This is a genomic window from Candidatus Pantoea multigeneris, assembly GCF_011752615.1.
In the GTDB taxonomy this organism is placed as follows: domain Bacteria; phylum Pseudomonadota; class Gammaproteobacteria; order Enterobacterales; family Enterobacteriaceae; genus Pantoea; species Pantoea multigeneris.
This window is the reverse complement of the sequence record NZ_VWXF01000001.1, coordinates 1,035,805-1,062,472: the sequence shown is the minus strand read 5'-3', so window position 1 is coordinate 1,062,472 and position 26,668 is coordinate 1,035,805. Positions and strand designations below refer to the sequence as shown.

23 protein-coding genes are annotated in these 26,668 nt (G+C 54.1%); 13 read left to right on the top strand and 10 right to left on the bottom strand.

What is annotated here, in order from left to right:
* Nucleotides 1–55: 55 nt before the first annotated feature.
* Nucleotides 56–1,120 carry a DUF1176 domain-containing protein gene (locus F3J40_RS04940; RefSeq protein ID WP_167012796.1) on the top strand — a complete coding sequence of 355 codons (1,065 nt, stop codon included), beginning with the start codon at nt 56–58 and terminating at the stop codon, nt 1,118–1,120.
* Here F3J40_RS04940 and ampH read toward each other — a convergent pair.
* The 5 genes from ampH to amiA all read right to left on the bottom strand — a co-directional run bounded on the left by ampH (nt 1,114) and on the right by amiA (nt 7,400).
* A complete protein-coding gene (gene ampH / locus F3J40_RS04935; protein ID WP_167012795.1) occupies nt 1,114–2,283 on the bottom strand; it encodes a D-alanyl-D-alanine-carboxypeptidase/endopeptidase AmpH in 1,170 nt (389 codons plus the stop codon). The genes F3J40_RS04940 and ampH overlap by 7 nt on opposite strands.
* Before the next feature lie 135 nt (nt 2,284–2,418).
* Nucleotides 2,419–4,428 carry a transketolase gene (tkt, locus tag F3J40_RS04930; RefSeq protein ID WP_167012794.1) on the bottom strand — a complete coding sequence of 670 codons (2,010 nt, stop codon included), beginning with the start codon at nt 4,426–4,428 and terminating at the stop codon, nt 2,419–2,421.
* A 70-nt stretch (nt 4,429–4,498) separates the two neighbouring features.
* Nucleotides 4,499–5,449, bottom strand: a complete 951-nt coding sequence (tal, locus tag F3J40_RS04925; RefSeq protein WP_167012793.1) for a transaldolase — start codon at nt 5,447–5,449, stop codon at nt 4,499–4,501.
* A 119-nt stretch (nt 5,450–5,568) separates the two neighbouring features.
* Nucleotides 5,569–6,489, bottom strand: a complete 921-nt coding sequence (gene hemF / locus F3J40_RS04920) for an oxygen-dependent coproporphyrinogen oxidase (protein ID WP_167012792.1) — start codon at nt 6,487–6,489, stop codon at nt 5,569–5,571.
* A 29-nt stretch (nt 6,490–6,518) separates the two neighbouring features.
* Nucleotides 6,519–7,400: an N-acetylmuramoyl-L-alanine amidase AmiA gene (gene amiA / locus F3J40_RS04915; RefSeq protein WP_167012791.1), complete on the bottom strand. Its 882-nt coding sequence runs from the start codon at nt 7,398–7,400 to the stop codon at nt 6,519–6,521.
* Nucleotides 7,401–7,611: 211 nt separating this feature from the next.
* Here amiA and F3J40_RS04910 point away from each other — a divergent pair, with 211 nt between their 5' ends.
* From F3J40_RS04910 to F3J40_RS04865, 10 genes are all read left to right on the top strand, one after another.
* Nucleotides 7,612–8,037, top strand: coding sequence for a GNAT family acetyltransferase (locus F3J40_RS04910; protein WP_167012790.1), 426 nt, complete (start codon nt 7,612–7,614; stop codon nt 8,035–8,037).
* Nucleotides 8,038–8,040: 3 nt separating this feature from the next.
* Nucleotides 8,041–8,499: a DUF2919 domain-containing protein gene (locus F3J40_RS04905; protein WP_167012940.1), complete on the top strand. Its 459-nt coding sequence runs from the start codon at nt 8,041–8,043 to the stop codon at nt 8,497–8,499.
* A gap of 54 nt (nt 8,500–8,553) precedes the next feature.
* Nucleotides 8,554–9,177, top strand: a complete 624-nt coding sequence (locus F3J40_RS04900; protein ID WP_167012789.1) for an RpoE-regulated lipoprotein — start codon at nt 8,554–8,556, stop codon at nt 9,175–9,177.
* 312 nt (nt 9,178–9,489) lie between these two features.
* Entirely contained in the window at nt 9,490–12,165 is a 2,676-nt protein-coding gene (locus F3J40_RS04895) for a TcdA/TcdB catalytic glycosyltransferase domain-containing protein (RefSeq protein ID WP_167012788.1), read from the top strand.
* A 260-nt stretch (nt 12,166–12,425) separates the two neighbouring features.
* Nucleotides 12,426–13,259 carry a sulfate/thiosulfate ABC transporter permease CysT gene (gene cysT / locus F3J40_RS04890; protein ID WP_167012787.1) on the top strand — a complete coding sequence of 278 codons (834 nt, stop codon included), beginning with the start codon at nt 12,426–12,428 and terminating at the stop codon, nt 13,257–13,259.
* A complete protein-coding gene (gene cysW, locus F3J40_RS04885) occupies nt 13,259–14,134 on the top strand; it encodes a sulfate/thiosulfate ABC transporter permease CysW (protein ID WP_167012786.1) in 876 nt (291 codons plus the stop codon). The genes cysT and cysW overlap by 1 nt, the downstream gene beginning before the upstream one ends.
* Nucleotides 14,124–15,212, top strand: a complete 1,089-nt coding sequence (gene cysA, locus F3J40_RS04880) for a sulfate/thiosulfate ABC transporter ATP-binding protein CysA (RefSeq protein ID WP_167012785.1) — start codon at nt 14,124–14,126, stop codon at nt 15,210–15,212. The genes cysW and cysA overlap by 11 nt, the downstream gene beginning before the upstream one ends.
* A 62-nt stretch (nt 15,213–15,274) precedes the next feature.
* Entirely contained in the window at nt 15,275–16,153 is an 879-nt protein-coding gene (gene cysM, locus F3J40_RS04875; RefSeq protein WP_167012784.1) for a cysteine synthase CysM, read from the top strand.
* 160 nt (nt 16,154–16,313) lie between these two features.
* Complete coding sequence (locus F3J40_RS04870; RefSeq protein WP_017347693.1) at nt 16,314–16,994, top strand: response regulator transcription factor; 681 nt, start codon at nt 16,314–16,316, stop codon at nt 16,992–16,994.
* A complete protein-coding gene (locus F3J40_RS04865; RefSeq protein WP_167012783.1) occupies nt 16,991–18,346 on the top strand; it encodes an ATP-binding protein in 1,356 nt (451 codons plus the stop codon). The genes F3J40_RS04870 and F3J40_RS04865 overlap by 4 nt, the downstream gene beginning before the upstream one ends.
* Before the next feature lie 75 nt (nt 18,347–18,421).
* Here F3J40_RS04865 and crr read toward each other — a convergent pair whose 3' ends face one another.
* From crr to cysZ, 5 genes are all read right to left on the bottom strand, one after another.
* A complete protein-coding gene (gene crr, locus F3J40_RS04860; RefSeq protein WP_017347691.1) occupies nt 18,422–18,925 on the bottom strand; it encodes a PTS glucose transporter subunit IIA in 504 nt (167 codons plus the stop codon).
* Nucleotides 18,926–18,967: 42 nt separating this feature from the next.
* On the bottom strand, nt 18,968–20,695 hold the full coding sequence (ptsI, locus tag F3J40_RS04855; RefSeq protein WP_167012782.1) for a phosphoenolpyruvate-protein phosphotransferase PtsI: 1,728 nt from the start codon (nt 20,693–20,695) through the stop codon (nt 18,968–18,970).
* Nucleotides 20,696–20,851: 156 nt separating this feature from the next.
* Nucleotides 20,852–21,109 carry a phosphocarrier protein Hpr gene (ptsH, locus tag F3J40_RS04850; RefSeq protein WP_167012781.1) on the bottom strand — a complete coding sequence of 86 codons (258 nt, stop codon included), beginning with the start codon at nt 21,107–21,109 and terminating at the stop codon, nt 20,852–20,854.
* Between the two features lie 350 nt (nt 21,110–21,459).
* A complete protein-coding gene (gene cysK, locus F3J40_RS04845) occupies nt 21,460–22,431 on the bottom strand; it encodes a cysteine synthase A (protein ID WP_017347688.1) in 972 nt (323 codons plus the stop codon).
* A 138-nt stretch (nt 22,432–22,569) separates the two neighbouring features.
* The gene (cysZ, locus tag F3J40_RS04840) at nt 22,570–23,325 is read right to left on the bottom strand and encodes a sulfate transporter CysZ (RefSeq protein WP_167012780.1); all 756 of its coding nucleotides are present in this window, start codon (nt 23,323–23,325) and stop codon (nt 22,570–22,572) included.
* A gap of 221 nt (nt 23,326–23,546) precedes the next feature.
* On the opposite strand from cysZ, the gene zipA reads away from it, so the two are divergent.
* Together zipA and ligA are read left to right on the top strand one after the other, a co-directional pair.
* Nucleotides 23,547–24,581, top strand: a complete 1,035-nt coding sequence (gene zipA / locus F3J40_RS04835; RefSeq protein ID WP_167012779.1) for a cell division protein ZipA — start codon at nt 23,547–23,549, stop codon at nt 24,579–24,581.
* A gap of 67 nt (nt 24,582–24,648) precedes the next feature.
* A complete protein-coding gene (gene ligA, locus F3J40_RS04830; protein WP_167012778.1) occupies nt 24,649–26,667 on the top strand; it encodes an NAD-dependent DNA ligase LigA in 2,019 nt (672 codons plus the stop codon).
* The last annotated feature ends 1 nt before the right edge of the window (nt 26,668 follow it).

Here is a 26,668-nt window from a genome sequence, read left to right as displayed (position 1 = left end):
AGAGCCTGGCTCTGTCACACGGCTACTTTGTCCACAGCTCAGGGATCGAAACCTTATGTCGAATCGGATGAAATCGCTGTTGCCACTGTGTCTGTTATTCAGTAGCTGGGCGCAGGCTGAGCCACTACAAAAGACCTTTTCAGACTGGCAAATCAGCTGTGATAACCAGTCATATTGTGTTGCGCGCAGTTTTCCCGGTGACAACGGGCTGGTCATGACGTTGACGCGCCATGCAGGCGCAGACGATCGGCCGCAGCTGCGCATTGATTACGGTAGTGCCTACAGCGGTGCAGTGAAAGCGGAGCCGTTACAGGATAATTTACTGCTCGACCAGCGGCGATTACGGCCTGACTTCAAAAACTGGCGGGTGGAACCTCACCATCTGACCACCAGCAACCCGATTGCGATCAATGAATTTCTCGACCAGGTTATGGATGCTGGCGCTATCCAGTTTACCTGGAGCCAGCGCGCACAAATCCCCTTAAGTGGCTTAAAAGCGGCCCTGTTGGTGATGGACGAGCAGCAAGGGCGGGTGGACGGTGCTTCGGCTTGGGTACGTTCAGGATCAAAGCCAACGTCCGACGTGCCAGAAGAACCCGCTCGACCCACGCTGCCTGCCTGGCCTGGCGCGCCTACTGCGCTCAGTCATGATGAGGTGAATGGCCTGCTGGACTTTGCCAGCTTGCGTATTAACACCGAATCCTGTTCGCTGGAGCCGCTACAGCGCGAGATCAGCGTAGCCCCGCTCAGCGACAGCAAAGCGCTGATCCTGATTGGCTGTGAACGTGGGGCCTATAACCTCGTTAATCTGGCGTATGAAGTGTCACGCAGCCGGCCTTATGCGGCGCGCAGTCTGACGTTCACCTTACCGTTTACCCCCAGTGGGCAGCAGGATCGCCAGTTTGAGCTGATGAATGCAGAATTCGATGCCAACCGAGGGCAGCTGTATACCTTTAGCAAAGGGCGCGGATTGGGGGATTGTGGCGTGGCCACGCGCTGGCAGTATACCGGCAATGGTTTTACCCTGGCCGAGTACGCAGCAGAGCCGATATGCGATGCCTGGCACAGCAGTGACGACTGGCCTACCCTGTGGGTAAGCCAGCCTGCACAGCCTTATTGAATAGGCTGGACGGAGATTGGCGAGCCGTTCTGGTTACCCACCAGTTCGGTCAGCAGATTGTTAACACCATCGCTCATCGGCGTGAAGCGACTGAGTGGTGAGCGTGTTACCACCACAAACACCCCAACGTTGTATTGTGGCACCATGGCGATATAGGTAATAAAGCCACCGCCGCCGCCGGTCTTCTCAATGATGCCCGGACGTCCGTCACGCGGCCCCATATAGACCCAGCCCATACCCAGCGCATCGGCTTTGCCCGGTACATCCATTCCTTCGACCTTAGTGAGCTGATCGCGGCGATAGATCAGGGTCTGCAAGCGATCGATCTGAGGTGTACGATGATGCACCGCCGAGTTGAGGAACTGCTGCATCCAGCGGCCCATATCATCTGGCGTGGAGTAAACGCCACCGCTGCCAATGGCGGCAAGGGTGTTGTCACAAGGGCTCGCCCCTTTCTCAGCCACCATCAGACGACTGCACTGTTCTGGCGAAGGCGTAAACGTGGTGTCTTTCATTCCGAGCGGACGCGTAACCAGGTCCTGCAACAGCGTGGGATACGGTTTCCCGCCTGCTTTCGCCAGCGCATCGCCCAGCAGGTCAAATCCCAGGTTGGAGTAAGAGGCATTCACCCCCGGCGCGTATTTTAACTGCGCATGTTCCAGCCACTGCCAGCGCTGGCTGTGGGTTGGCCAGACAAAGACCGGACGATGTGGTGCGCCGCCTGGCTGCTCACGCGGCAGCGCAGCAGTATGGGTGGCAAGGTTAATCAGGCGAATGGTTTGCCCGGCATAAGAGGGTACGCGTGCGCCCGGTGGCGCATACTTGCTCAGCGGATCGTCAAGGCGCAGCTGGCCGCGTTCTGCCATTTTCACCATCACTTCGCTGGTCATCAGTTTGCTCAGGGAAGCGATGCGGATCAGCGAATCTTTTTGTGGGCGAATATTATTACCGGGACGGGTATCGCCAAAGCTGGTAAACACGCGTTGATTGCCATCAATCGCCACCAGCGCCATGCCGGTAGCGCCACTGCCGTAGAAAATATGTTCGGCATAACGATCAACAAGTTGTGAAGCCAGTAACGGGTCAGACGCAGGCTGCGCCATGCTTTTCAGGGGTAACAGCGCTGCCAGCAGCGTCAGTAGCCAGGGAGTGTTCTTTTTCAACGATGACAGGCCCGCAGTAAAATCGGAAAAACCTATAGTAATCAGTTTGAGCGAGGCGGGAAGGGGGCTGAAGGGGTTTTTTTCTGTTTCAGGCTGTGAATAGTGACGCCCCTGACGAATCAGGGGCGGCGAGGTTTAATGTGGTTTTAACAGCGATTCGGCATGACTGACGATGTTTTCCACCGTAAAGCCAAATTCCGGGAACAATTTACCCGCCGGAGCGGATTCACCAAAGGTGGTCATCCCCACCACTTTCCCATCCAGACCGACATACTTCAGCCAGTAGTCAGCAATGCTGGCCTCGACGGCGACACGGGCGCGCACCGTTGAAGGCAGCACCGATTCACGGTAGGCCGTATCCTGCTTGTCGAATTCATCGGTACTTGGTAAGGAAACGACGCGTACCTTGTGGCCGTTCGCCGTCAGCTTCTCTGCTGCTGCCAGCGTGATTTCCACCTCCGATCCGGTGGCAATCAGAATCACTTCCGGCGAGCCATCACTCTCTTTTAGCACATAGCCCCCACGCGCGATATTTTCCAGCTGGGTTTGGCTACGTGCTGGCTGTGCCAGATTCTGCCGCGACAAGATCAGCGCCGTTGGGCCGTGGTGGCGTTCGACGGCGGCTTTCCACGCCACAGCGGTTTCCACCTGATCGCAAGGACGCCATACGCTCATGTTGGGCGTCAGGCGCAGTGCTGCCAACTGTTCCACTGGCTGGTGTGTAGGACCGTCTTCCCCAAGGCCGATGGAGTCATGGGTATACACCAGTACCTGGCGGGCTTTCATCAGTGCCGCCATTCGCACCGCGTTACGGGCATATTCCGTGAACATCAGGAAGGTGGCGGTGTAAGGGATGAACCCCCCGTGATGGGCGATGCCGTTACCAATCGCCGTCATGCCAAATTCACGCACGCCATAGTGGATATAGTTACCGGCCAGATCGTCTTTGATCGATTTCGATCCCGACCAGATAGTGAGGTTGCTTGGCGCCAAATCTGCTGAACCGCCCAGCAGTTCTGGCAGCAGTTTACCCACCACTTCCAGCGTATTCTGTGACGCTTTGCGGCTGGCAATGTTCTGCGGATTAGCCTGTAACTGCTGGATAAATTTGTCTGTTTCAGCCTGCCAGTTTTGCGGGAATTCGCCCGCTAATCGACGGCTGAACTCGGCGGCCAGTTCAGGATAAGCCTGCTGGTAGGCGGCAAATTTTTCATTCCAGCTTTTTTCGCGCTGCTCACCCGCCTCTTTAGCGTCCCACTGCTGATAAATCGCTTTCGGGATTTCAAACGGAGGCGAATTCCAGCCCAGTTCCTTACGTGCCAACGCAACCTCGGCTTCACCCAGCGCGGCGCCGTGCGACTCCTCTTTACCGGCTTTATTGGGCGAACCAAAACCAATAATCGTTTTACAGATGATAAGCGACGGCTTGTCTTTTACCGCCTGCGCCTCTTCAATGGCCTTTTTGATGGCGACCGGATCGTGACCATCAATGCCCACTTTGTCGCCGATGACATGCCAGTTATAGGCTTCAAAGCGGGTGTGGGTATCGTCGGTAAACCAACCGTCGGTCTCACCATCGATGGAGATACCGTTGTGATCGTAAAAGCCGATCAGTTTACCCAGCCCTAAAGTACCGGCCAGCGAACTGACTTCGTGTGAGATCCCCTCCATCAGGCAGCCATCGCCCATAAACACGTAGGTATAGTGATCAACCACCTCGTGATCCGGGCGGTTAAACTGTGCCGCCAGCGTGCGTTCAGCAATCGCCATCCCCACCGCATTCGCCAGCCCCTGCCCTAATGGGCCGGTGGTGGTCTCTACGCCGGGGGTATAGCCCAGCTCCGGGTGGCCGGGGGTTTTGGAGTGTAGCTGGCGGAAGTTGCGTAGCTCTTCCATGGGCAGATCGTAGCCAGTGAGGTGCAGCAAGCTATACAGCAACATCGAGCCGTGGCCGTTGGAGAGGATAAAGCGATCGCGATCCGCCCAGGCAGGGTTTTCTGGGTTATGTTTCAGGAAGTCGCGCCACAGCACTTCGGCAATATCGGCCATGCCCATCGGCATACCGGGGTGACCGGAATTTGCTTTTTGCACTGCGTCCATGCTCAGCGCACGGATCGCGTTTGCCAACTCTCTGCGTGAAGACATAGTGATGATTCCTTATTAACGAAACACAGACGGGTAGGCGTTAACCTACCCGGAGAATGGTGCAACAGGTTCAGAGACGGGCAGAGAGCACGTCTTCCAGCTTCTGCTGGTCGACGGCGAACTGGCGAATCCCGTCAGACAGTTTCTCTACCGCCATGGGGTCCTGGTTGTGTTCCCAACGGAACTCCGCTTCCGAGAGCGGAGAAGGTTGATGGAAACCTTCGGTGGAAGGTTCCAGCCTGCGTTCCAGCGGCGAGTTGTTATTGGCTAACTCCTCCAGCAGCGCCGGGGAAATCGTCAGGCGATCGCAACCCGCCAGTGCCTGGATCTGCTCAACTTTGCGGAAGCTGGCCCCCATGATCACCGTGCTGTAGCGGTGTTTTTTGTAGTAATCATAGATGCGGCGAACCGATTTCACGCCAGGGTCTTCATCCGCCACATAAGGCTCAATCGGTTTACGGCTGTTGTAATAATCGTAAATGCGGCCGACAAACGGCGAGATCAGGAAAACGCCCGCTTCCGCGCAGGCGCGTGCCTGAGCAAATGAGAACAGCAGCGTCAGGTTGCAGTGGATACCATTTTTCTCCAGCTCTTCGGCGGCGCGGATCCCTTCCCAGGTTGAGGCCAGTTTGATCAGGATACGTGAGCGATCAATCCCATTCTCTTCATACAGGCGTACCAGCTTTTCTGCTTTGGTCACGCACATGCCACGATCGAAGGAGAGTCTGGCGTCCACTTCGGTCGAAACACGCCCTGGGACACTTTTCAGGATCTCCATACCTAAGTTGATGGCGACTTTATCGCTGGCGTTGATGATCTGGGTCTCTTTGCTGCCACCCTGCTTTTTCGCATAGTCGATGGCGTCATCAATCAGGTGCTTGTAGGCGTCAAGTCCGGCTGCTTTCAGGATTAGCGAGGGATTGGTAGTGGCGTCTTCAGGATGGTAGTGACGAATAGATTCAATATCACCGCTGTCAGCAACTACGGTGGTGAACTGTTTTAGGGCATCTAACTGATTCATTTTTACTGCGCTCCTTGATAAGCCTGCGAAACTTTTTCAGCATCTTTAAGGATAGCAGTGATGCAGATTGCCGCAGGCGAGGCTGTGGCAATCTGTGCGTAGTGCGGTGGGGTTTACGCTCAGGCTTCGCGCTTGAGCCAGTCACGCACCGGCAGGAAATCCCGGTACAGCGCGGCTTCTGGGGAATCTGCTTCCGGCTGGTAATCATATTCCCAGCGTACCAGCGGCGGCATCGACATCAGGATAGATTCGGTGCGGCCCCCGGTCTGTAAGCCAAACAGCGTACCGCGATCCCACACCAGGTTGAATTCAACGTAGCGGCCACGGCGATACAGCTGGAACTGGCGTTCACGCTCGCCCCAGCTCAGGGCTTTACGGCGTTCAACAATCGGGAGATAGGCGTTGAGATAGCCGTTGCCAACGCTTTGCATAAAGTTGAAGCAGGTGTCGAAATCCGGCGTATTGAGATCGTCATAGAACAGACCGCCAATGCCGCGCTGCTCATCACGATGTTTCAGATAGAAGTAGTCATCACACCATTTTTTATAGCGCGCATAGACGTCGGCCCCAAACGGGTCACACAGGTCTGCGGCGGTCTGGTGCCAGTGCAGCGCATCTTCTTCAAAGCCGTAGTAGGGCGTTAAGTCGAAGCCACCGCCAAACCACCACACCGGATCTGCACCCGGCTTTTCAGCAATAAAGAAGCGGACGTTAGCGTGGCTGGTGGGGACATAGGGGCTGTGGGGATGCACCACCAGCGACACGCCCATAGCTTCAAAGCTGCGTCCAGCCAGTTCCGGGCGATGGGCCGTTGCGGAAGCGGGCATCTGGTCGCCGTGGACGTGTGAGAAATTGACGCCAGCCTGTTCAAACACGCCGCCGTCACGCAGTACGCGACTACGACCACCGCCGCCACCCGGACGCTGCCAGGCATCTTCAGCAAAGCCAGCGGCACCATCAGCGGCCGCCAGGCTGTGGCATATATCATCCTGCAGTTGCAGCAGGAAAGCTTTTACGCGGGAAATATCGGGAGTGCTCATCGCGTTCTCTGTCAGAAAATGTCGCGCAATTATACCCGACGCGCGTTGCGATCATACTCATCAAAATAATTTACGATGCCGCTGACAATCGCTGAGGCAATTTTGGTACGAAACTCAGGGGTGCGGAGCAGCCGTTCTTCCTCGGGGTTGGTGATAAAAGAGGTTTCCACCAGTACCGAAGGAATAGAAGGGGATTTCAGCACCGCGAAGGCTGCCTGTTCGGTGTTCTGGCTGTGCAGATGGTGCACCGGGCGAATCTGTTTCACCACGTGCTCACCCAAAATCAGGCTGTTTTTAATGGTGTCGGTCTGCACCAGGTCGAACAAGACCTGCTGGAGATAGTTGTCTTTATCTTTCACCGCCGCGCCGCCAACGTCATCCGCCGAGTTCTCTTTATTCGACATATAGCGTGCCATAGCACTACTGGCCCCGCGATTGGAGAGCGCGAAGACGGAAGCCCCGTGTGCATCCGGGCTGGTATAGCCGTCGGCATGGATGGACATAAAGAGATCGGCACCGTGCTGATGTGCAATCTCTACGCGCTGGTAAAGCGGAATAAAGTGGTCGCTATCGCGCGTGAGTCGCACTTCAATATGCGGATGCTCTGACAACTGCTGGCGTACGTTATTGGCAATATCCAGCACGATGTGTTTTTCTTCAGAACCCTCTTCACCCAACGCCCCAGGATCAATTCCCCCGTGACCAGGGTCAATCATTACCAGTCGGGTTTTATTCCGTGGTGGCGCATCGTGGGAAATCGCTTTCGGTTTATTGCTCCCTGAGGAGACTTTCAAATCAACCTGCTCTTCATGAGCCAGCGTCGCCCGGGGGGAAAGAATCGCCAATGCCAGTCCTGAAAGCAGCAGTTGGCGACGATGGACCAGGCGCTTAAGCAGTGAGATATTTTTCATGCAAGGGGATCTCTGAGTCATTATATTCAGATTGTTATATCGTAACGTCTGCCATCGTGCGACAGCCTAATCATTTCAGTTTTTTACCTGGTATTTCAGCGACCTGATTCCTGGTCACGATTTTTTTTGCCGCAATCGGGCGGATGCAGGGTTGCGCTGGCGGCTAAATACGTAATAATCAGCGAATTGCGGCTAATACGGGTGATAACAAATGGAAATACGTGCTTTCCGCCAGGAAGATTTTGAAGAGGTGATAACCCTCTGGGAGCGTTGCGATTTGTTACGTCCCTGGAACGATCCAGAGATGGATATTGAACGAAAGATGCGGCACGACCCGGACTTATTCCTTGTGGTGGAAATTGGCGGCGAAGTGGTGGGTACGTTAATGGGCGGTTATGACGGCCACCGTGGCTCCGCTTATTACCTTGGCGTACACCCGGATTATCGTGGACGTGGATTTGCCAATGCGCTGATGAATCGCCTTGAGAAGAAATTAATTGCGCGCGGCTGCCCGAAAATCAATTTAATGGTCAGAGCAGAAAACGATCAGGTGATCGCGTTTTATGAAAAACTCGATTACGAAGAAGAGACCTCAGTGGCTTTCGGTAAGCGTCTGATTGAAGATCGTGAATATTAATTAATCGTGCAGCTTAAATATCATCCCGACGAATATGACCTGCGCGGTCAGTTAAGATTACCGCTGTTATTCTGGCTGGTGCTGTTATTACAGGCGCGAACCTGGCTGATATTCATCATGGCTGGCGCTTCTCGTCAGCAGGGTGATGCCTTGTTGTCGCTGTTCTACCCTGATCCGCAGGCATTTTGGCTGGGCCTGGTATTGGGCATTCCTGCGTTAGCAGCCTTGCTACTGACTGGGTATCGCCAACGCTGGCCGCGCGTGTGGCAGTGCTGGCGCGGTGTACTGATAGTGGCCCTGTTACTGGCGAGCGTCAGCCAGGCATGGCAGATGCAGCAAGTGGGGCTAGCGTCTCCTTTACCGCTCCTGTTTACCCTGTTTGACCTCCTCTGCTTGTGGTGGCTATGGCGCAGCCCGCGCCTGCGCGACTGTTTTTTACCGCCTGACCCTCACGATGAATAAACTTTTTGCCCTGACAGGACTCAAAGGGCAGTCTGAATTTTTCAAGGAGTTTGCATGAAAGCAGTTCGATCCTCGATGCTGGTGATGGCATTGGTGTTATCCGGTTGTGCCAGTTCGGGTAGTGCATCTGGTGCACAAGAAGGCGTGAGCTGGTGGAACCCACTGAGCTATCACTGGTCCGCTGCCTTACCGTGGCACTGGTTTGGCAGTTCGCTTAAGGTCAGCGACCAGGGCGTTGGCGGGCTGAACGGCTCAACGTCAATGGATCAGGCGGCGATCAACAGCGGCCTTAACGGCGACTATCAGCTACGCCAGGGGATGCGCGGTCACAACGGTGATGTGATCAACTTCTGGCAGGCGCTGGATGATGGCAAAGTCAAACTGGTGGTGTATGGCACAACCCAGGTTTCCCGGATTGAGGTGCTGGATGCCGATATTGCCAGCACTGATGGCCGCAAAGTGGGCGATCGCTTCAGCGACACCTTTAGCAAAGCATTTGGTCAATGTGAGTTAGCCAGTGACAGCAGCAGTTCGTCTACCGCTGTCGAGTGTAAAGTGCCGGGCAGTCAGCATCTCCGCTACGTTTACAGCGGCGAGTGGCATGGGCCTGAAGGGCTGATGCCTGCGGATGACACGCTGAAAAACTGGACCATCAGTAAAATCGTCTGGCAGCGCTAAATCCGAAGATAGCCGCTGTTATGGCGGAACAATTGACTAAAGCGAGTCACCTATTAACCGACATTTAGAACAGGTAATGCCCATGTGCATGGGCATTACCGTCTTCACCGGTTGGTTAATGAGAGGTGACTTTTGCCGCTATCTACTCCCGTTTTGCCCTCACATACGCTGCTATCTTCCACATCCTCCACATTAATACGCAGTACAGATCCGTCTACAAACTCCTTAACGGAATGGGCTGAGAAACTGACGGCTCGCGGATTCACCGGGATAAGTAAGCAGACGCAAATTATTTTTGCCGACGATCGGGTATTGGCTCCGCAGGACAATTTAACGCTGTCAGACCGTCTGCAACGCGCCGGGGATTTCGGTACGCGCGTGTTTAGCAACATGATGCGGATTGAAAAAGGTAGCCAGGCGCAGAGGAACGTGGATTTTTTATCACTGCTGCCTTTTATGTCGGCAGCGGGTTTTTTTAGTGCGGGACTACTGGCGGCCCGGCTCGATCCACATGAAAAATTTACCGTAAAATTCAGCAATATGGTGGGGAAAGGGGGCGTTGCTGAGCGGTTGACCGGTTCCACCAATCAAACCTACCTCGCCTGGGAAATTGCGGCAGGAAAGCTGGATCATGACACGCCGGAATCTGGTGGCATCGTCAACTTTCGCTTTATGCATATCAACTCGCAGGATGGCCCGCGCATTACACAACTGAAGTCCCTGGGGCACAGGCTACGGCAAGACTGGCAAACGGACATCATGCGCTTGATGCAGGCGGGCAATGGAGAATTTGCGAAACGCTCGGGACAGGCGGATGCCAGCGCTGTACGGGCTATCCTGTCCAGTCTGCAATCTTCACCGCAGTGGCTGAACAGCCTGAGTCAAAAGGCGCAGCGCGCAATCACGCGCACGCTGGAACGTGACGGACAGGTCATTATTCCCAATCTCTACGGTTACCCTTTTAGTGGTTATGCCTTTATCCCCTATAAACCCTATCAGGGACATTATCAGCAGCGTCCGAACCAGGGTGTGATGATTAATTTGCGTCGTGGCACGCTCAGTGAAATTCGCGGCGATACCGCTTTTGCCGGTTGGGCGAAACTCAACCGTAACGACCTGCTGCAAAGTTTGAATGCCCGCGATCGGCAGGGTGGAATGGATGCGCACTGGCCGGCAGCGGGTAGGGTGCTGGATAATCTGATCGCCGGACGTAAAGTGACGCTGGAAGGCTACAACAATTTCTTCAGCGATCGCGCGATACCGATAAGCGAAGTTTTCAACTATGCCGCGGCCAGGGCCAGCGACTATCAGCTTAAATATGGCAGTCTGAAGGGTAACGATAACGCCATTGCCTCCCATTACAGTGCGATGAATAAAAAAAACCTGTTATGGGATGACCAGACCAGGGTATTCAGTGATACGGCACAGCACTGGAAAGCGGCCAGTGAGTTTTGGGATAACACCTTTGGATTCTTGCCGGTGATCGGTAATTTGGGAGGCATCGTCTTTGGTGCCCACAATGGGCTGTTTGGTATGATGGCAACCGACAGAATTGGCGGTAACGCCGGGGCAATTATTGCGGGTCTGCAACTGGTAGCGGAAACTGCGCAGGGCGTCGAGGGGGCATCAACTGAAGCCTTTGAATGGCGGTTTAGCCAGTCGCGCCAGGAGCTTCATTTTAGCAGTGCGAGCGAAAATATCCCGTCTGAGAGCCCTGTAGCCATGAGAGCCGGGCCAACTCAACAGAGTAATATCATTCCCGGAACGAGAATCAGTGAAATACTTCCCCCCTCACGCAGCGTGAAAATTGACTTCAGCCATCCTCTGTTACTGGGCGTGGTAGAAAAATCTATCCCCGAATCCAGCGTAATGAAATCGCCATTTGCGGCAAGGGTCAATGGTCGCTGGTCCGCGCTGATGTTCGATCCAGAAAAATACAGCTGGTTCGAGATGAGTACGGGGGATTATCTGGCGTTTAATCAGGACAGCCAGAGGATGGAGAAAACACCGATTCCTGTGCCCGCTAATGAGAAACAGCGCAGCATTTCGGCGCAGCTGTTCAAGATTGATCGCTGGCCAGAGTTGCCTGATGTCACGGGCGTCAGTGCTGAGCCGCAGGCACGCGTTGTGCCACGTAATATCGAGCAAATATGGATTGGCTCGGTCGATAAGCTGATTGCACAGAAAACCACTATCAACGCCAATGCCCGTATGGCGGAAACCAACAAGTTCGGATTCAATCTGCATGTTCTGCCGGAGGAGAGCGCTAACGATGTGATACAGCAGGCTAAGCGGCATTTTCCGGCGGCAAACATCATTGACATGCGCAGCAGTCCAGAGTTTCAACGCTTTCGCCAGTCAAAATATCATCAGGTGTTTAAGCAACTGACCACCGGTAAAGATGCTAATCGCGCGGCTGCTACCGATATCTATCGCTTCTGGCTTTTAAACAGCAAAGGAGGATGTTATCTGGACATCGATGATCGGCTAAAACCCGGATTTTTTTTCAGTATTATGCGCACCGCACCTGACAATATACTGCCCTCGGCGATAGTCAGCCTTGAGACGTTATCTATGGAGGGCGCGATCAACAGCAATTTTTTTGGCGCGCATGCGGGCAGCCAGTTGCTACAAGAGATGCTGGAAATCGGGTATCTCCGCTGGCAGTTAAACCCGGATATCTATCGCAACCGGCCGCGCATATCGCCAAAAGTCCCCTATACAAAGGATGTGCAGCAGGCGATGAAAATTTATATGAGCAACGTGTCGCGTACCTGGGGCCCCACCACGCTGAGCGAACTGTTTTTTCGCCGTAATCCCGATTATTTGCGTTTCAAAGCATCTCTGGACATTGTCTTTCACCTTAGCCAGCGCGGCATCATTTCCCCGCAGTGGGTTGCCTGGATTCGCAACTATGACAATGCGCTGTTTGGCCCCAGTAACCAGATTCAGATGGGGTCGATGCACTCCTGGGAGCACTCCCGCTAACCCGCAAGATAACAGGGCGGTCCGGCCCGATGGTACCGCCTTCTGATTCCCGTTTACCGCATAAACTTCCCCGTCCGCTTATGCTTTTTTAGACTTTGAAATCAGTAATCGATATATAAAACCGCTACAGGTTTGTGGCGGGTTATAAATAAACTGAGCGACATGCATAAGACCACTTTTGTTGCGGAGATTACGGTGGCGCAAATCCAATTCTTACGGGCCCAACCCGATAGTCACCTTGTAGCGGCGGAGTGCGGTTAATGTTTGCAGCCAGTCATAAACGCGTATTGCCTGGATTTGGCCTCAGCCTCGGCACCAGCCTGCTGTTTACCTGCCTGATCCTGCTGTTGCCTATCAGTGCGTTGCTGTTACAGCTCTCACACATGACGTTCTCTGAATACTGGGCGGTGATAACCAATCCGCAGTTGGTGGCCGCTTACAAAGTCACACTGCTGTCGGCGGGTTTGGCTTCCGTGTTTAACGCGTTTTTCGGCATGCTCATGGCATGGATCCTGACTCGCTATCGCTTCCCTGGCCGCATTCTGCTGGATGGATTGATGGACTTGCCGTTTGCGCTGCCTACCGCTGTGGCGGGTTTGACCCTGGCGAGCCTGTTTTCACTCAACGGCTGGTATGGTCAATGGTTGGCGCCGCTGGATATCAAAGTCACCTTTACCTGGCTCGGTATCACCCTGGCGATGGCGTTCACCAGCGTACCTTTCGTGGTGCGTACGGTGCAGCCGGTACTGGAAGAGCTGGGGCCAGAATATGAAGAGGCTGCGCAAACGCTCGGCGCGACACCCTGGCAGAGCTTCCGCCGCGTAGTGCTGCCAGAAGTGGCACCCGCTCTGTTGGCGGGCACGGCACTTTCCTTCACCCGCAGTCTCGGTGAGTTTGGCGCGGTGATCTTTATTGCCGGCAACATTGCGTGGAAGACGGAAGTCACCTCGCTGATGATCTTTGTCAAATTGCAGGAGTTTGATTACCCAGCGGCCAGTGCTATCGCTTCGGTGATCCTCGCGGCTTCGCTGCTGCTGCTGTTTGCCATCAACACGCTTCAGAGCCGTTATGGCCGTCGTATCGGAGGTCATTAATGGCGGAAATTACCCAATTCAACCCGCGCGTAAGGCAGCGGGTTAACTGGACTAAATGGGTATTGATCGGCATCGGCGCGCTGCTTTCGCTACTGCTGCTGGTTGTCCCGATGATTTACATTTTCTGGGAAGCGTTGCAGCAGGGCTTTGGTGTTGCATTTACCAACCTGAAAAATGCCGACATGCTGCGCGCGATCTGGCTGACCATCATGATTGCGCTGATCACCGTGCCGGTAAACCTGGTGTTTGGCACGCTGTTGGCCTGGTTGGTCACCCGGTTTAGATTCCCAGGGCGTCAACTGCTTCTGACGCTGTTTGATATTCCGTTCGCCGTTTCCCCGGTGGTCGCAGGGCTGATGTACCTGCTGTTCTGGGGGATCAACGGCCCAGCCGGGAGCTGGCTGGATGCGCACAATATTCAAATCATGTTCGCCTGGCCGGGCATGGTACTGGCCACCGTGTTTGTGACCTGTCCGTTTGTGGTGCGCGAGCTGGTGCCGGTGATGTTAAGCCAGGGCAGCACGGAAGATGAGGCAGCGATTTTGCTTGGGGCTTCTGGCTGGCAAATGTTCCGTCGTGTCACCTTGCCAAATATCCGCTGGGCGATGCTGTACGGCATCGTGCTGACTAACGCGCGCGCCATTGGTGAATTTGGTGCGGTATCGGTGGTCTCAGGCTCGATTCGCGGTGAAACCTATACCCTGCCGTTGCAGGTTGAATTACTTAATCAGGACTATAACGTGGTGGGTGCCTTTACTGCCGCTGCGCTTCTCACCCTGATGGCTATCGTCACACTGATTCTGAAAAGCGTGCTGCAATGGCGTATTGAGCAACAGCAGAAGCGCGCACAGCAGGAGGAAAATAATGAGCATTGAGATCGGTAAAATTAATAAATCCTTCGACCGTACCTCGGTCCTGAAGGACATCTCTCTGGATATTCCTTCTGGTCAGATGGTGGCGCTGCTTGGCCCTTCGGGTTCAGGAAAAACCACGCTGTTGCGCATTATTGCTGGCCTGGAACATCAGAACAGTGGGCATATCCATTTCCACGGGAAAGACGTCAGCCAACTGCATGCGCGCGATCGTCAGGTCGGTTTCGTGTTCCAGCACTATGCGTTGTTCCGCCATATGACGGTGTTCGACAACATCGCCTTTGGTCTGACGGTGCTGCCACGTCGTGAGCGTCCTTCAAAAGCCGAAATTCAGAAGCGCGTCACGCGCCTGCTGGAGATGGTGCAGCTGGCTCATCTGGCAAATCGTTATCCTGCACAGCTTTCCGGCGGACAGCGTCAGCGTGTGGCACTGGCGCGTGCGTTGGCGGTGGAACCGCAAATCCTGCTGTTGGATGAACCTTTTGGTGCACTGGATGCGCAGGTGCGTAAAGAGCTGCGCCGCTGGTTACGCCAGCTGCATGAAGAACTTAAATTTACCAGCGTGTTCGTTACCCACGATCAGGAAGAGGCAATGGAAGTCGCTGATCAGGTCGTGGTCATGAGCCAGGGCAATATTGAACAGATCGGCACGCCGGAAGAGGTGTGGCGTGAACCGGCAACCCGGTTTGTGCTCGAATTCCTCGGCGAAGTGAATCGCTTTAGTGGTTCGGTGCAGGGGTCGCAGTTCCATGTTGGCGCACACCACTGGCCGTTGGGCTACACGCCTGCGCATCAGGGCGAGGTTGATCTGTTCCTGCGTCCGTGGGAAGTGGATGTCGCGCGTCAGAGCAGCCTGGAAACGCCATTGCCGGTTCAGGTGGTTGAAGTCAGCCCGCGTGGTCACTTCTGGCAACTGATTGTGCAGCCAACCGGCTGGCAGGGGGATGAGTTCGCGCTGGTGTATGGCATTGGCGGAGCGGCCCCACTGCGCGGTGAGCGTCTGTTTGTTGGCTTGCAGCAGGCGCGTCTCTACCAGGGACCTACGCCGCTGCGTGCGGTTGCGTTTGCTGAAAGCGCCTGATATTTTTTCAGGACTCCGGGCGGGAATTTTCCCGCCCGCTTTGTTTATGCCGGAAAATCGCTGTGACCACACTGGAAAATACCATTGGCAACACGCCACTCATTAAATTACAGCGCCTCGGGCCAGATAATGGCAGCGAAGTCTGGTTAAAACTGGAAGGCAATAACCCCGCAGGTTCGGTAAAAGATCGCGCCGCCTGGTCCATGATTCACCAGGCTGAATTGCGTGGTGAAATAAAGCCTGGTGACTGCCTGATTGAAGCCACCAGCGGCAACACCGGCATTGCATTAGCGATGATTGCCGCGATGAAAGGCTATCGTATGCGTCTGCTGATGCCCGATAACATGAGTGAGGAACGTCAGGCCGCGATGCGTGCCTACGGTGCTGAACTGATGCTGGTCAGTAGCCAACTGGGGATGGAAGGCGCACGGGATCTGGCGCAACAGATGGCGGCGGCAGGGCAGGGTAAAGTGTTGGACCAATTCAACAATCCTGATAACCCGTTAGGCCATTACCAGACCACCGGTCCGGAAATCTGGCAGCAAACCGGCGGACGTCTCACTCACTTCGTTTCCAGCATGGGCACCACCGGCACCATTACCGGCGTAGGCCGCTACCTGAAAGAGCAGCAAGCTGGCGTACGCATCATCGGTTTACAACCGGCCGAAGGCAGCAGCATTCCTGGCATTCGCCGTTGGGCGCCCGCTTATTTGCCGGGCATCTATCGCCCTGAGCTGGTGGATGAAGTGCTGGATATCGCCCAGCATGACGCCGTAGAAACCATGCGCGCCCTGGCGCGGCGTGAAGGCGTGTTCTGTGGCGTGAGCTCTGGCGGTGCCGTTTCAGGTGCATTGACCCTCGCACAGCGCAATCCAGGCAGTATTGTGGTCGCGATTATCTGCGATCGTGGCGATCGGTATCTCTCAACCGGTGTGTATTAATGAACTTTCTCCTTATCTTTCTCTCTGAGTGTAGCTAACGCTCACTCCACGCTATTTTTTGTTTATAGTTTCCTGAATAAATCTGTAAGGAAGGCGTAAAACCGGCTGCATGTCGCACGCGCTCGGGACAAAATAGCGGCAATTCTAGTTGAGGATAAAGATGAAAATTCTGCTTGTTGATGATGATTTAGAATTAGGCACCATGCTGAGCCAATACCTGATTGCCGAAGGGTTTGATGCCCATCTGGTGCTCAATGGTGCAGCCGGTATTGAAGGTGCTCTGTCTGGTGAATATACCGCGATGATTCTGGATATCATGTTGCCGGACATGAGCGGTACTGATGTGCTGCGCCAGGTTCGCCAGAACAGCCGGATCCCGGTGATCATGTTGACCGCTAAAGGTGACAACATTGACCGCGTCATTGGCCTGGAAATGGGCGCAGATGACTACGTGCCAAAGCCTTGCTATCCGCGTGAACTGGTCGCTCGCCTGCGTGCTGTGCTGCGTCGTTTCGAAGAGCAAGCGCCACTGCCGGATAAAAAAGAGCTGCTGCGTTGGGGCGATTTGACCCTGAACCCGGCGACTCGCATCACCGAATGGCAGGGCAAAACCTTCGACCTGACCGCGTCTGAATTCAACCTGCTTGACCTGCTGATGCGGTCGCCCGATCGCGTGGTCTCTAAAGATGAACTGTCAGAAAAAGGGTTAGGTCGTCCGCGTGAAGCCTATGACCGCAGCGTCGATGTGCATATCAGTAATATTCGTCAGAAACTGGCGGCACTGACAGCAGATAACGTCAACATTGAAACGGTGCGTAGCATCGGCTATCGCATCCGATGAGATACACCTATCGCGGCAGGATGTTCTGGAAAATCCTGATCGGCTTCTGGCTGGTGTTTATTATCATCAGTCAGCTACTGTGGTTGGGTTTTTCCCTCTCCGGGAACCGTCATGAGCCGCCAGAGATTATTGCGGTGCGCCGTATTGTCAGCCTGCAAATGGCTTCTGCGGTTTCAGTGCTGGAACGCGGTGGGCCTGGCTCACTGGACGATATGATGGCGGACTGGGAAGAGAATGATAAACGCTTCTTCTCGGTGATCCAGCATGACAAACCTGCCAACGCGAAGGTGACTGAACCACAGAATTTCGCGCCGCCTTTTGAGGGTAAATTCCCGGACGTGATGGTGCGTTGGGTGCGAGGTGCTGATGGTAAAGAGTACGAACTCCGCTATAACATCAAAGGGATGCGTGAAGACACGGGCATTGGCTTCCAGCCGATGAAAAGCTTCCTGAACATCCCTGAGCCGATGATCATTTTCACCGGACCGTTGGGGCTGTTGTTCAGTTTGCTGCTGGCGTGGAACCTGACGCGTCCGATGCGACAGCTGCGCGAAGGGTTTCGTCGCGTCAGTAGCGGTGATTTGTCGGTGCGCCTCTATCCGTTGATGCGCAAGCGTCATGATGAGATTTCTGATGTAGCGCAGGACTTTGACGCGATGGTCGAGCGTTTAAATACGCTGGTACGTGCGCGTGAAGAGCTGCTGCATGATATCTCACATGAGCTACGTTCCCCGCTGGCGCGCTTGCAACTGGCCACAGGGCTGGCTCGGCAAACCCCATCCAGCGTGGAAGCTTCGCTGGATCGTATTGATGAAGAGGCCCGTCGTCTCGACAAGATGATTGGCGAGCTGCTGACGTTGTCTCGCGCTGAGCATGAGAGTATGCCGGATGAGCAATATTTTGATCTCACTGGTTTATTGCAGGCGGTAGTGACAGACGTGCGGTATGAAGCGCAAATCCCTGGCGTTCACGTCGACTTCAACGTGGATGAATCAGCGGATTACACCGTGCGAGGTAATGCAGAACTGGTACGGCGTGGCGTAGAGAACGTGCTGCGTAATGCGTTACGTTTTTCGCTGCCCGGTCAACATATTCAGGTGCAGCTCCAGGCAGAGCAAAACTGGCTGGCGATCCGTGTGGGCGATCAGGGGCCGGGAGTGGACGAAGATAAACTCTCCAGCATCTTTGATCCGTTTGTCCGGGTTAACTCACCGCTGCAGGGCAAAGGCTATGGTCTTGGCTTAGCCATTGTACGCAAGGTGGTGCTGGCGCATCATGGTGAGGTTCAGGCGAGCAACCGGCCAGAGGGTGGGTTAGAACTCACCATCCGCCTGCCGCGTTGGATGGCGTGATTCTGGCGCTGAGCTGAAGTCGGGATGAAAAAAAAGCACCTGGTAACAGGTGCTTTTTTGTTTAGCGTTTGTGCATTACTTCTTAATGCGAATCACCGGGGTTTCACCCGCAGTGACCTGACCTGACAACTTAACCAGATCCTTGATCTCATCCATATTCGAGATCACTACCGGGGTTAAGGTTGATTTGGCTTTCTCTTCCAGCAATGGCAGATCGAACTCGATCACCACATCGCCTTTTTTCACTTTTTGGCCTTCTTCCGCAATACGTTTGAACCCTTCACCTTTCAGTTCAACCGTATCAATGCCAAAGTGGACAAACAGTTCGATGCCATTGTCTGACTCGATAGAAAACGCGTGGTTAGTTTCAAAAATTTTGCCGATGGTGCCATCAACTGGCGCTACCATTTTATTACCGGTCGGTTTGATCGCGACCCCGTCGCCAACAATTTTTTCAGCAAACACGACATCAGGTACGTCTTCAATATTGACAATTTCGCCTGACAGCGGCGCAACAATCTCAATAGTCCCTGAAGCGCTCTCTGATTTCTCGCCAAAAAGTTTAGAAAACAAACCCATGATCTTCTCCTAAGCAGTAATATTGGGCCAGCGTCTCGCGGTTCAGCAGAGTGTCTTTTCCTTGATAAACTTGTTGACCAAATTCATCAGATCTTCCGCTGTGGGTTGAGCCAGAGCCTGCTCTGCCAATGCCTTAGCATCTTCGAAATTAGTATTACGAATAATTTTCTTGATGCCAGGGATCGAAATAGCACTCATGCTGAATTCATCCAGCCCCATTCCCAGTAACAGTAGTGTAGCACGTTCATCACCTGCCAGCTCACCACACATACCGGTCCATTTGCCTTCGGCGTGTGAAGCATCGATCACTTGCTTGATGAGCGTCAACACTGACGGCGTCATTGGATTATAAAGATGGGAAATCAGATCGTTACCGCGATCGACTGCCAGAGTATATTGCGTCAGGTCGTTTGTTCCAATACTAAAGAAATCAACTTCTTTTGCTAAATGGTGGGCAATCACCGCTGAAGCTGGGGTTTCAACCATGATGCCGACTTCAATCGTCTCATCAAAAGCTTTACCTTCGTCACGTAATTGCTGCTTCAGCAGTTCAACTTCGCCCTTCAAAATGCGCACTTCTTCCACGGAAATAATCATCGGGAACATGATGCGCAGTTTGCCAAACGCGGAGGCACGCAGAATCGCGCGCAGCTGTGCGTGCAGAATGTCTTTGCGATCCATAGCAATACGGATAGCGCGCCAGCCAAGGAAGGGGTTTTCCTCTTTTGGCAGGTTCATGTACGGCAGGTCTTTATCACCGCCGATGTCCATGGTACGTACGATAACGGCATCTGCGCCGACGGCTTCAGCCACGGCTTTATAGGCCTTGAACTGCTCTTCTTCCGTTGGCAGGCTATCACGATCCATAAACAGGAATTCGGTACGGTACAGGCCGACACCTTCAGCGCCGTTGCGCTCAGCACCTGCGACATCGCGCACGGTGCCGATGTTGGCGCACACTTCTACCTGATGTCCGTCCAGCGTAATGGCTGGCAGATCTTTCAGTTTCGCCAACTCATGCTTTTCTGACAAATACTGCGTCTGAATGGCTTTCAGTTCTTCAATTTTGTCGTCAGTCGGATTGATGTAAATGTCGTTGTTCACGCCATCCAGAATCAGATAATCGCCATTCTTAATTGTCGCGGTGACGTTACCGGTGCCGACAATCGCTGGAATTTCCAGAGAACGGGCCATAATGGAGGTGTGAGAGGTGCGACCACCCAAATCGGTGATAAAGCCCAGCACTTTCTGTAAGTTGAGCTGTGCGGTCTCTGAGGGGGTTAAATCGGTCGCGACCAGAATAGACTCTTCCTGGATTGCGCTTAAATCGACAATATGCAAACCAAGGATATTACGCAGCAGGCGTTTACCGATGTCGCGCACGTCTGCGGCACGCTCTTTCAGGTATTCATCATCCAGCTCTTCCAACGCCTTCGCCTGGCCATCGATCACTTCAAACACGGCAGCGTCTGCGGTTTGGTGATTTTTCTTGATCAGGTCAGTGATTTCCTGTTCCAGCTCTTCATCTTCCAGCAACATAATGTGGCCTTCAAAGATGGCAGCTTTCTCTTCACCCAGGGTCTCTTCCGCTTTCGCGCGAATCGCTTCCAGCTGGACTGCCGCTTTACTACGGCCATCAAGGAAGCGCTGAATTTCGCTCTCTACGTCGTCAGCGGTGATTTTTTTGCGGCTGATGACAATTTCATCTTCAATCAACAGAAGCGCTTTGCCGAAGGCGATACCCGGTGATGCTAAAATGCCTGAAATCATAACCTTACCTTTTCTTCTCGATGGCTCATGGACCCAATGCAAAGACAGTGTCGCGGAGCGGTATTCTACAGATGCAATAACGCGGACATGTTGTCCGCGATCAATAGAGTGCTGTGCGATCTCGCTGCGGAGTCGGTTTGCTGCAAGCGGGAGGTGTTATTCCAGTTCCGCCATCAGCTTAACCAGGTGTTCTACAGCCTGCTGCTCATCTTCACCCTCAGCAGAAAGCGTCACCACAGTACCCTGAGTCAGGCCCAGAGTTTGCAGCTTGAACAGGCTCTTGGCGCTGGCAGATTTACCGTTTGAAGTGACAGAGATGTCTGACTGAAAGGCCTTAGCTTCCTTAACAAACTGTGCAGCCGGACGGGTATGCAGGCCATTAGGTGCGGTAATGGTAACTTCTTGCTGGAACATGCTATTTCCCCAACTTTATCAGGTTTGGTGTTATGGATCTAAAGTCTAGCCTGGTGCCTGAACTTTAGCCTCACCAGGGATGCTTACCGGCTCGTACCGAGCCACAATATGCCTGGGAGGTGATGATTTTGCCTGAAGTGCTGACACTTCCACCCGTTAGTATGACGCTATTCAGCGTATCGCCAAATGAGTAAATCGATTCAGCTTGGGTGGGCAGATTAATTTCAGGCTTCGAAATAATTGTCAGGTTAAATACCAGAGCTAGCGGAGAGAGACAATCTGTCGGGTGATAAAATTGGGATCTGCGCCACAAAAAAGCACCCATTTGGGTGCTTTTTGCGAGCCAGAGCTTATTGCTGCAACTCTTTCTCAGTGAAGAGATCGGCAAACAGGGCAGTGCTTAAATAACGCTCGCCAGAAGAGGGCAGGATGACCACAATGTTCTTATTGGCGAAGGCTTCATCTTCCTGCAACTTCAGCGCGGCGGCAACCGCAGCACCGGAAGAGATCCCCGCAAGAATACCTTCTTCTTCCATTAACTGGCGTGCGGTATTGATGGCGTCATCGTTACTGATGGCCACTACGCGGTCGACCAGTTTCAGGTCCAGGTTGCCAGGAATAAAGCCCGCACCGATACCCTGAATCTTGTGTGGGCCCGGTTTGATCTCTTCACCCGCCAACGCCTGAGCGATCACCGGGGAATCAGTCGGCTCGACGGCAACGGTGATCAGATCTTTTTTACCTTTGGTGTTTTTGATGTAACGGCTAACACCGGTCAGCGTGCCGCCAGTACCCACACCCGCGATAAACACATCCACTTCACCGTCGGTATCTTCCCAGATCTCTGGGCCAGTGGTTTTTTCGTGGATTTCTGGGTTGGCTGGGTTGCTGAACTGCTGCAGTAAGACAAACTTCTCTGGGTTCTCAGCCACAATCTCTTCGGCTTTGGCAATCGCACCCTTCATGCCTTTTGCGCCTTCAGTCAGTACCAGGTTGGCACCCAGCGCTTTCAGCAGTTTGCGGCGTTCAACTGACATGGTATCCGGCATGGTCAGCGTCAGTTTATAGCCGCGAGCCGCTGCCACGTAGGCCAGAGCAATACCGGTGTTACCGCTGGTTGGTTCAACCAGTTCAACGCCGGGCTTGAGGATGCCGCGCTTCTCTGCGTCCCAAATCATATTGGCACCGATACGGCATTTTACGCTGAAGCTGGGGTTACGGGATTCAACCTTTGCCAGAATACGGCCATTGCCGATGCGGTTCAGTCGAACCAGTGGCGTATGACCAATCGTCAAAGAGTTGTCTTCATAAATCTTACTCATAGCCCGTCCTTAACTGTATGAAATATGGGAAACCCCCAGAGCATACCTTTTTCCCTTCACGGCGGAAGGAAAGAAAAGGCATATCTATATGTCACCTGGCAATAACCCCTGATCAAAATTGCATAAGGCTGATGCACCTTAGCGCGCAAGGCGCGAACGGTATTGATCAACCCACATCGCGGTCGCACCGCAAACCGCCACCGGCATAATCACCAAATTCACCACGGGGATCATGGTAAACAAACTGACCAGGGCACCAAATTGCATATGGGTGACTTTGTGCTGACGCAGCGCGCTGCGCATCTGCGGGAAACTGATTTTATGGTTATCGAACGGATAGTCGCAGTACTGGATTGCCAGCATCCATGCGCTAAATAAAAACCACAGTACCGGAGCGACCGTTTGGCCAAATCCGGGGATCAGGTAGAGCAGCAGCAGGCCCAGCGCACGTGGCAAATAATAGCCCAGCTTTTGCAGCTCACGCTTCATGATTCTGGGGATGTCTTTGAACATCGCAATCCAGCCGTTATCGACCAGCGGGTGTCCGGTCAATTGGCCTTCCAGCTGTTCTGCCAGCAGGCCGCAAAACGGGGCTGCAATCCAGTTGGCGATGGTGGAGAAGAAGTAGCTGAATACCAACAGAATAGAGATAACGGAGAGCGGCCAGAGCAGATAGCTCAGCCATTGAAGCCAGTCAGGAATACGGGCCATTAAATCCGGAATCCACTGACTCAGACGATGGAACAGCCAGTAAAACGCACCGCCCAGCAGCACAATATTGACCAGCAGCGGTACGATCACATAGCGCCGAATGCCAGGCAGGCCGACCAGCTTCCACCCCTGGCGAAAGTAGTGGATACCATTGGGGGGTGTATCAGAATAATCTGTGGTCATGACGGGGGAAGATCTCCTTAAAGTGTCGCCGCGCGACTATCATACCCTGGCTATTTTCAGTATTCCGCCCTTGCGTGGACAAAAAAGCAGCAAAAAAACACCTACGGACACGCTTATTTGTCAGAAAATACTGCGCGCACTTGCACTTGTGTAGCAGGGCAAATACAGTTAGAGGATAAAGTTTGCCGTTGTGGCAAGGTATTGGATCAACAGAGAATACAATGATGCAGGATTTGCGTCTGATCTTAATCGTTGTTGGCGCGGTTGCCATTATAGCGCTACTGCTTCACGGGCTGTGGACCAGCCGTAAAGAGCGCTCCAGTGTGTTCCGTGACCGACCACATAAGCGTATGAAATCGCGTGATAACACCGAAGATGAAACCCTGAGTGACGAGGGCGAAGAGAGCATTGGCGAGATCCGTGCACACTCATCGCGTGAAGTTCATCAGGAGCCTCGCTTCGATGCCTATCAGGAAGCGCCACGCCAGCCTGCAGCACCGCCTGCCGCTGAACCGCCGCGTCAACCCGTGCAGCGTCCTGTCGCCTCCCCAGAATTTAATCATGCCGATCGCGATCCCCTGTTGGATACGCCGGCACAGCCGCGTCCGCAGCAGCCTGCTCCTCAGCCGGTGCGCGTTCAGCCGGTCCCTCAGCCTGAAATTGTACCGCCAGCGGCACCTGTCGCGCCGGTTCAGGCCGATCCCCTGTTTGACGTAGCGCCTGTGGAAGCAGCTCAACCAGAGCCTGTTTATCAGGCAGAACCGCAACCTGTTGCGCCAGTTGAAGCGCCTGAGCCAGTGGCCGTTGAGCCAGAAGTGCGTCAGGCTGCGAAACCTAAAGAGACGGTATTGGTCCTGCATGTGGGTGCTCACGCAGGCGGAGCCTTAAATGGCGAAGCCCTGTTGCAGGGTATTTTGCAGGCGGGCTTCCAGTTTGGCGAAATGAACATTTTCCACCGCCACCTCAGCCCAGCGGGCAGTGGTCCGGTGCTGTTCAGCCTCGCGAACATGGTGAAGCCGGGTTCATTTAACCCAGACACCATGGGCGACTTCACCACGCCAGGTATCTCCATCTTTATGATGGTGCCTTCTTACGGTGATGCGAACCAAAACTTCAAGTTAATGCTGCAATCTGCTCAGCGTATTGCCGATGATGTCGGCGGCGTGGTGCTGGATGATGAACGCCGCATGATGACACCGCAGAAGCTCGAAACCTATAAAACGCGCATTCGCGAAGTGATCGAAGCCCGGGGTTAACGGCTCCGGCAGTAAATATCTCTTATAAACCCCCGCATGTCGGGGGTTTTTTATCTGATGGGGCTTTATGAAAACCGTCCAGGAACAGCTAACGGCGCTGCAGACTTCGCTGCGTCATCACGAATACCTCTACCACGTTATGGACGCCCCGGAGATCCCGGATGCGGAATATGACCGTCTGATGCGCGAACTGCGCGAGCTGGAAGCGCAACATCCGGAACTGGTAACGCCTGATTCTCCTACCCAGCGCGTAGGGGCTGCACCCTTAGCGGTCTTTGAGACCGTCCGTCATGAAGTGCCGATGCTTTCGCTGGATAACGCCTTTGATGAAGAGAGCTTCCTTGCGTTCAACAAACGTGTGCGCGATAGGCTAAAGCAGACTGACGCAGTGACCTATTGTTGTGAACTGAAACTTGACGGCCTGGCCGTGAGTTTACTGTATGAGAATGGGTTGCTGGTGCAGGCCGCTACGCGCGGGGATGGCACAACAGGCGAGAATATTACCCATAATGTTCGCACCATTGGCGCTATCCCCCTGCGTCTGACCGGGGACAATATTCCGGCCCGCCTGGAAGTGCGCGGTGAAGTGTTTATGACCCAGCGCGGTTTTGAAAAACTGAATGACGAAGCGCGCAAAAGCGATGGCAAACTGTTTGCTAACCCGCGTAACGCGGCGGCTGGCTCACTGCGTCAACTCGATCCGCGTATCACCGCTAAGCGTCCGTTGACCTTCTTCTGTTATGGCTTTGGTGTGCTGGAAGGTGGCGAACTGCCGGATACACACTATGCGCGGTTACAGCAATTTAAAGCCTGGGGTTTGCCGGTCAGCGATCGCACCCGACTGGCGAACAACGCCGAAGAAGTGATGGCGTTTTATCGCGATATTGAACAGCAGCGACCCACGCTGGGGTTTGATATTGATGGTGTGGTGATCAAAGTTAACGATCAGGCATTGCAGGAACAGCTTGGTTTTGTTGCGCGTGCACCTCGCTGGGCAGTGGCGTTTAAGTTCCCGGCTCAGGAACAGATGACGGTGGTGCGTGACGTGGAGTTCCAGGTTGGCCGAACCGGAGCGATTACGCCGGTAGCGCGTCTGGAGCCGGTGCAGGTGGCAGGCGTGATGGTGAGTAATGCGACGCTGCATAATGCCGATGAAATTGAACGTCTTGGCCTGCGTATTGGCGACAAAGTGGTGATCCGCCGCGCGGGCGATGTGATTCCGCAGGTGGTTAACGTCGTAACGTCTGAAAGGCCGGAAGAGACGCGTGAAATCCTCTTCCCTGAGCACTGTCCGGTCTGTGGTTCAGACGTGGAGCGAGTGGAAGGCGAAGCGGTAGCACGCTGTACTGGCGGCCTGATTTGCGGGGCGCAGCGTAAAGAGGCGCTCAAGCATTTCGTTGCCCGACGTGCGCTGGACGTGGACGGCATGGGCGATAAAATTATCGATCAGCTGGTGGAGAAAGAGTACGTACACACGCCAGCGGATCTGTTCCGTTTGACCGCCGGGAAACTCACCGGGCTGGATCGCATGGGACCGAAATCAGCGCAGAATATTGTCAATGCGCTGGAAGTGGCCAAATCAACCACGCTGGCCCGATTCCTCTATGCTTTGGGCATCCGCGAAGTGGGTGAGGCGACGGCGGCAAATCTGGCCAGCCACTTTGGTGACTTACAAAAAGTGATGGATGCGGATCTGGACGCGCTGATTGCGGTGCAGGATGTCGGCACCGTGGTTGCCAGCCATGTGCGCAATTTTATGGAAGAGCAGAGTAACCGCGATGTCATTCGCCAGTTGACCGAAGAGATTGGCGTACACTGGCCGCAGCCAACGGTCATCGTGGCCGCTGAGATAGACAGCCCGTTTGCCGGTAAAACGGTGGTCTTAACCGGTTCGCTGTCGCAGATGAACCGTGATGATGCGAAAGCGCAGTTAACTGCCCTGGGCGCTAAAGTCAGTGGCAGCGTATCGAAAAAAACCGATTTGCTGATTGCAGGTGAAGCCGCCGGTTCTAAACTGGCGAAAGCCCAGGAGTTGGGTATCGAGATTATTGATGAAGCTGAAATGATTCGTCTGTTAGGAGCCTGAG

Coding starts and splice junctions, on each gene's coding strand:
- F3J40_RS04940 (WP_167012796.1), top strand. CDS start 56: ATGTCGAATCGGATGAAATCGCTGTTGCCACTGTGTCTGTTATTCAGT.
- tkt (WP_167012794.1), bottom strand. CDS start 4,428: ATGTCTTCACGCAGAGAGTTGGCAAACGCGATCCGTGCGCTGAGCATG.
- tal (WP_167012793.1), bottom strand. CDS start 5,449: ATGAATCAGTTAGATGCCCTAAAACAGTTCACCACCGTAGTTGCTGAC.
- hemF (WP_167012792.1), bottom strand. CDS start 6,489: ATGAGCACTCCCGATATTTCCCGCGTAAAAGCTTTCCTGCTGCAACTG.
- amiA (WP_167012791.1), bottom strand. CDS start 7,400: ATGAAAAATATCTCACTGCTTAAGCGCCTGGTCCATCGTCGCCAACTG.
- F3J40_RS04910 (WP_167012790.1), top strand. CDS start 7,612: ATGGAAATACGTGCTTTCCGCCAGGAAGATTTTGAAGAGGTGATAACC.
- F3J40_RS04900 (WP_167012789.1), top strand. CDS start 8,554: ATGAAAGCAGTTCGATCCTCGATGCTGGTGATGGCATTGGTGTTATCC.
- cysT (WP_167012787.1), top strand. CDS start 12,426: ATGTTTGCAGCCAGTCATAAACGCGTATTGCCTGGATTTGGCCTCAGC.
- cysW (WP_167012786.1), top strand. CDS start 13,259: ATGGCGGAAATTACCCAATTCAACCCGCGCGTAAGGCAGCGGGTTAAC.
- cysA (WP_167012785.1), top strand. CDS start 14,124: ATGAGCATTGAGATCGGTAAAATTAATAAATCCTTCGACCGTACCTCG.
- F3J40_RS04870 (WP_017347693.1), top strand. CDS start 16,314: ATGAAAATTCTGCTTGTTGATGATGATTTAGAATTAGGCACCATGCTG.
- F3J40_RS04865 (WP_167012783.1), top strand. CDS start 16,991: ATGAGATACACCTATCGCGGCAGGATGTTCTGGAAAATCCTGATCGGC.
- crr (WP_017347691.1), bottom strand. CDS start 18,925: ATGGGTTTGTTTTCTAAACTTTTTGGCGAGAAATCAGAGAGCGCTTCA.
- ptsI (WP_167012782.1), bottom strand. CDS start 20,695: ATGATTTCAGGCATTTTAGCATCACCGGGTATCGCCTTCGGCAAAGCG.
- ptsH (WP_167012781.1), bottom strand. CDS start 21,109: ATGTTCCAGCAAGAAGTTACCATTACCGCACCTAATGGCCTGCATACC.
- cysK (WP_017347688.1), bottom strand. CDS start 22,431: ATGAGTAAGATTTATGAAGACAACTCTTTGACGATTGGTCATACGCCA.
- cysZ (WP_167012780.1), bottom strand. CDS start 23,325: ATGACCACAGATTATTCTGATACACCCCCCAATGGTATCCACTACTTT.
- zipA (WP_167012779.1), top strand. CDS start 23,547: ATGATGCAGGATTTGCGTCTGATCTTAATCGTTGTTGGCGCGGTTGCC.
- ligA (WP_167012778.1), top strand. CDS start 24,649: ATGAAAACCGTCCAGGAACAGCTAACGGCGCTGCAGACTTCGCTGCGT.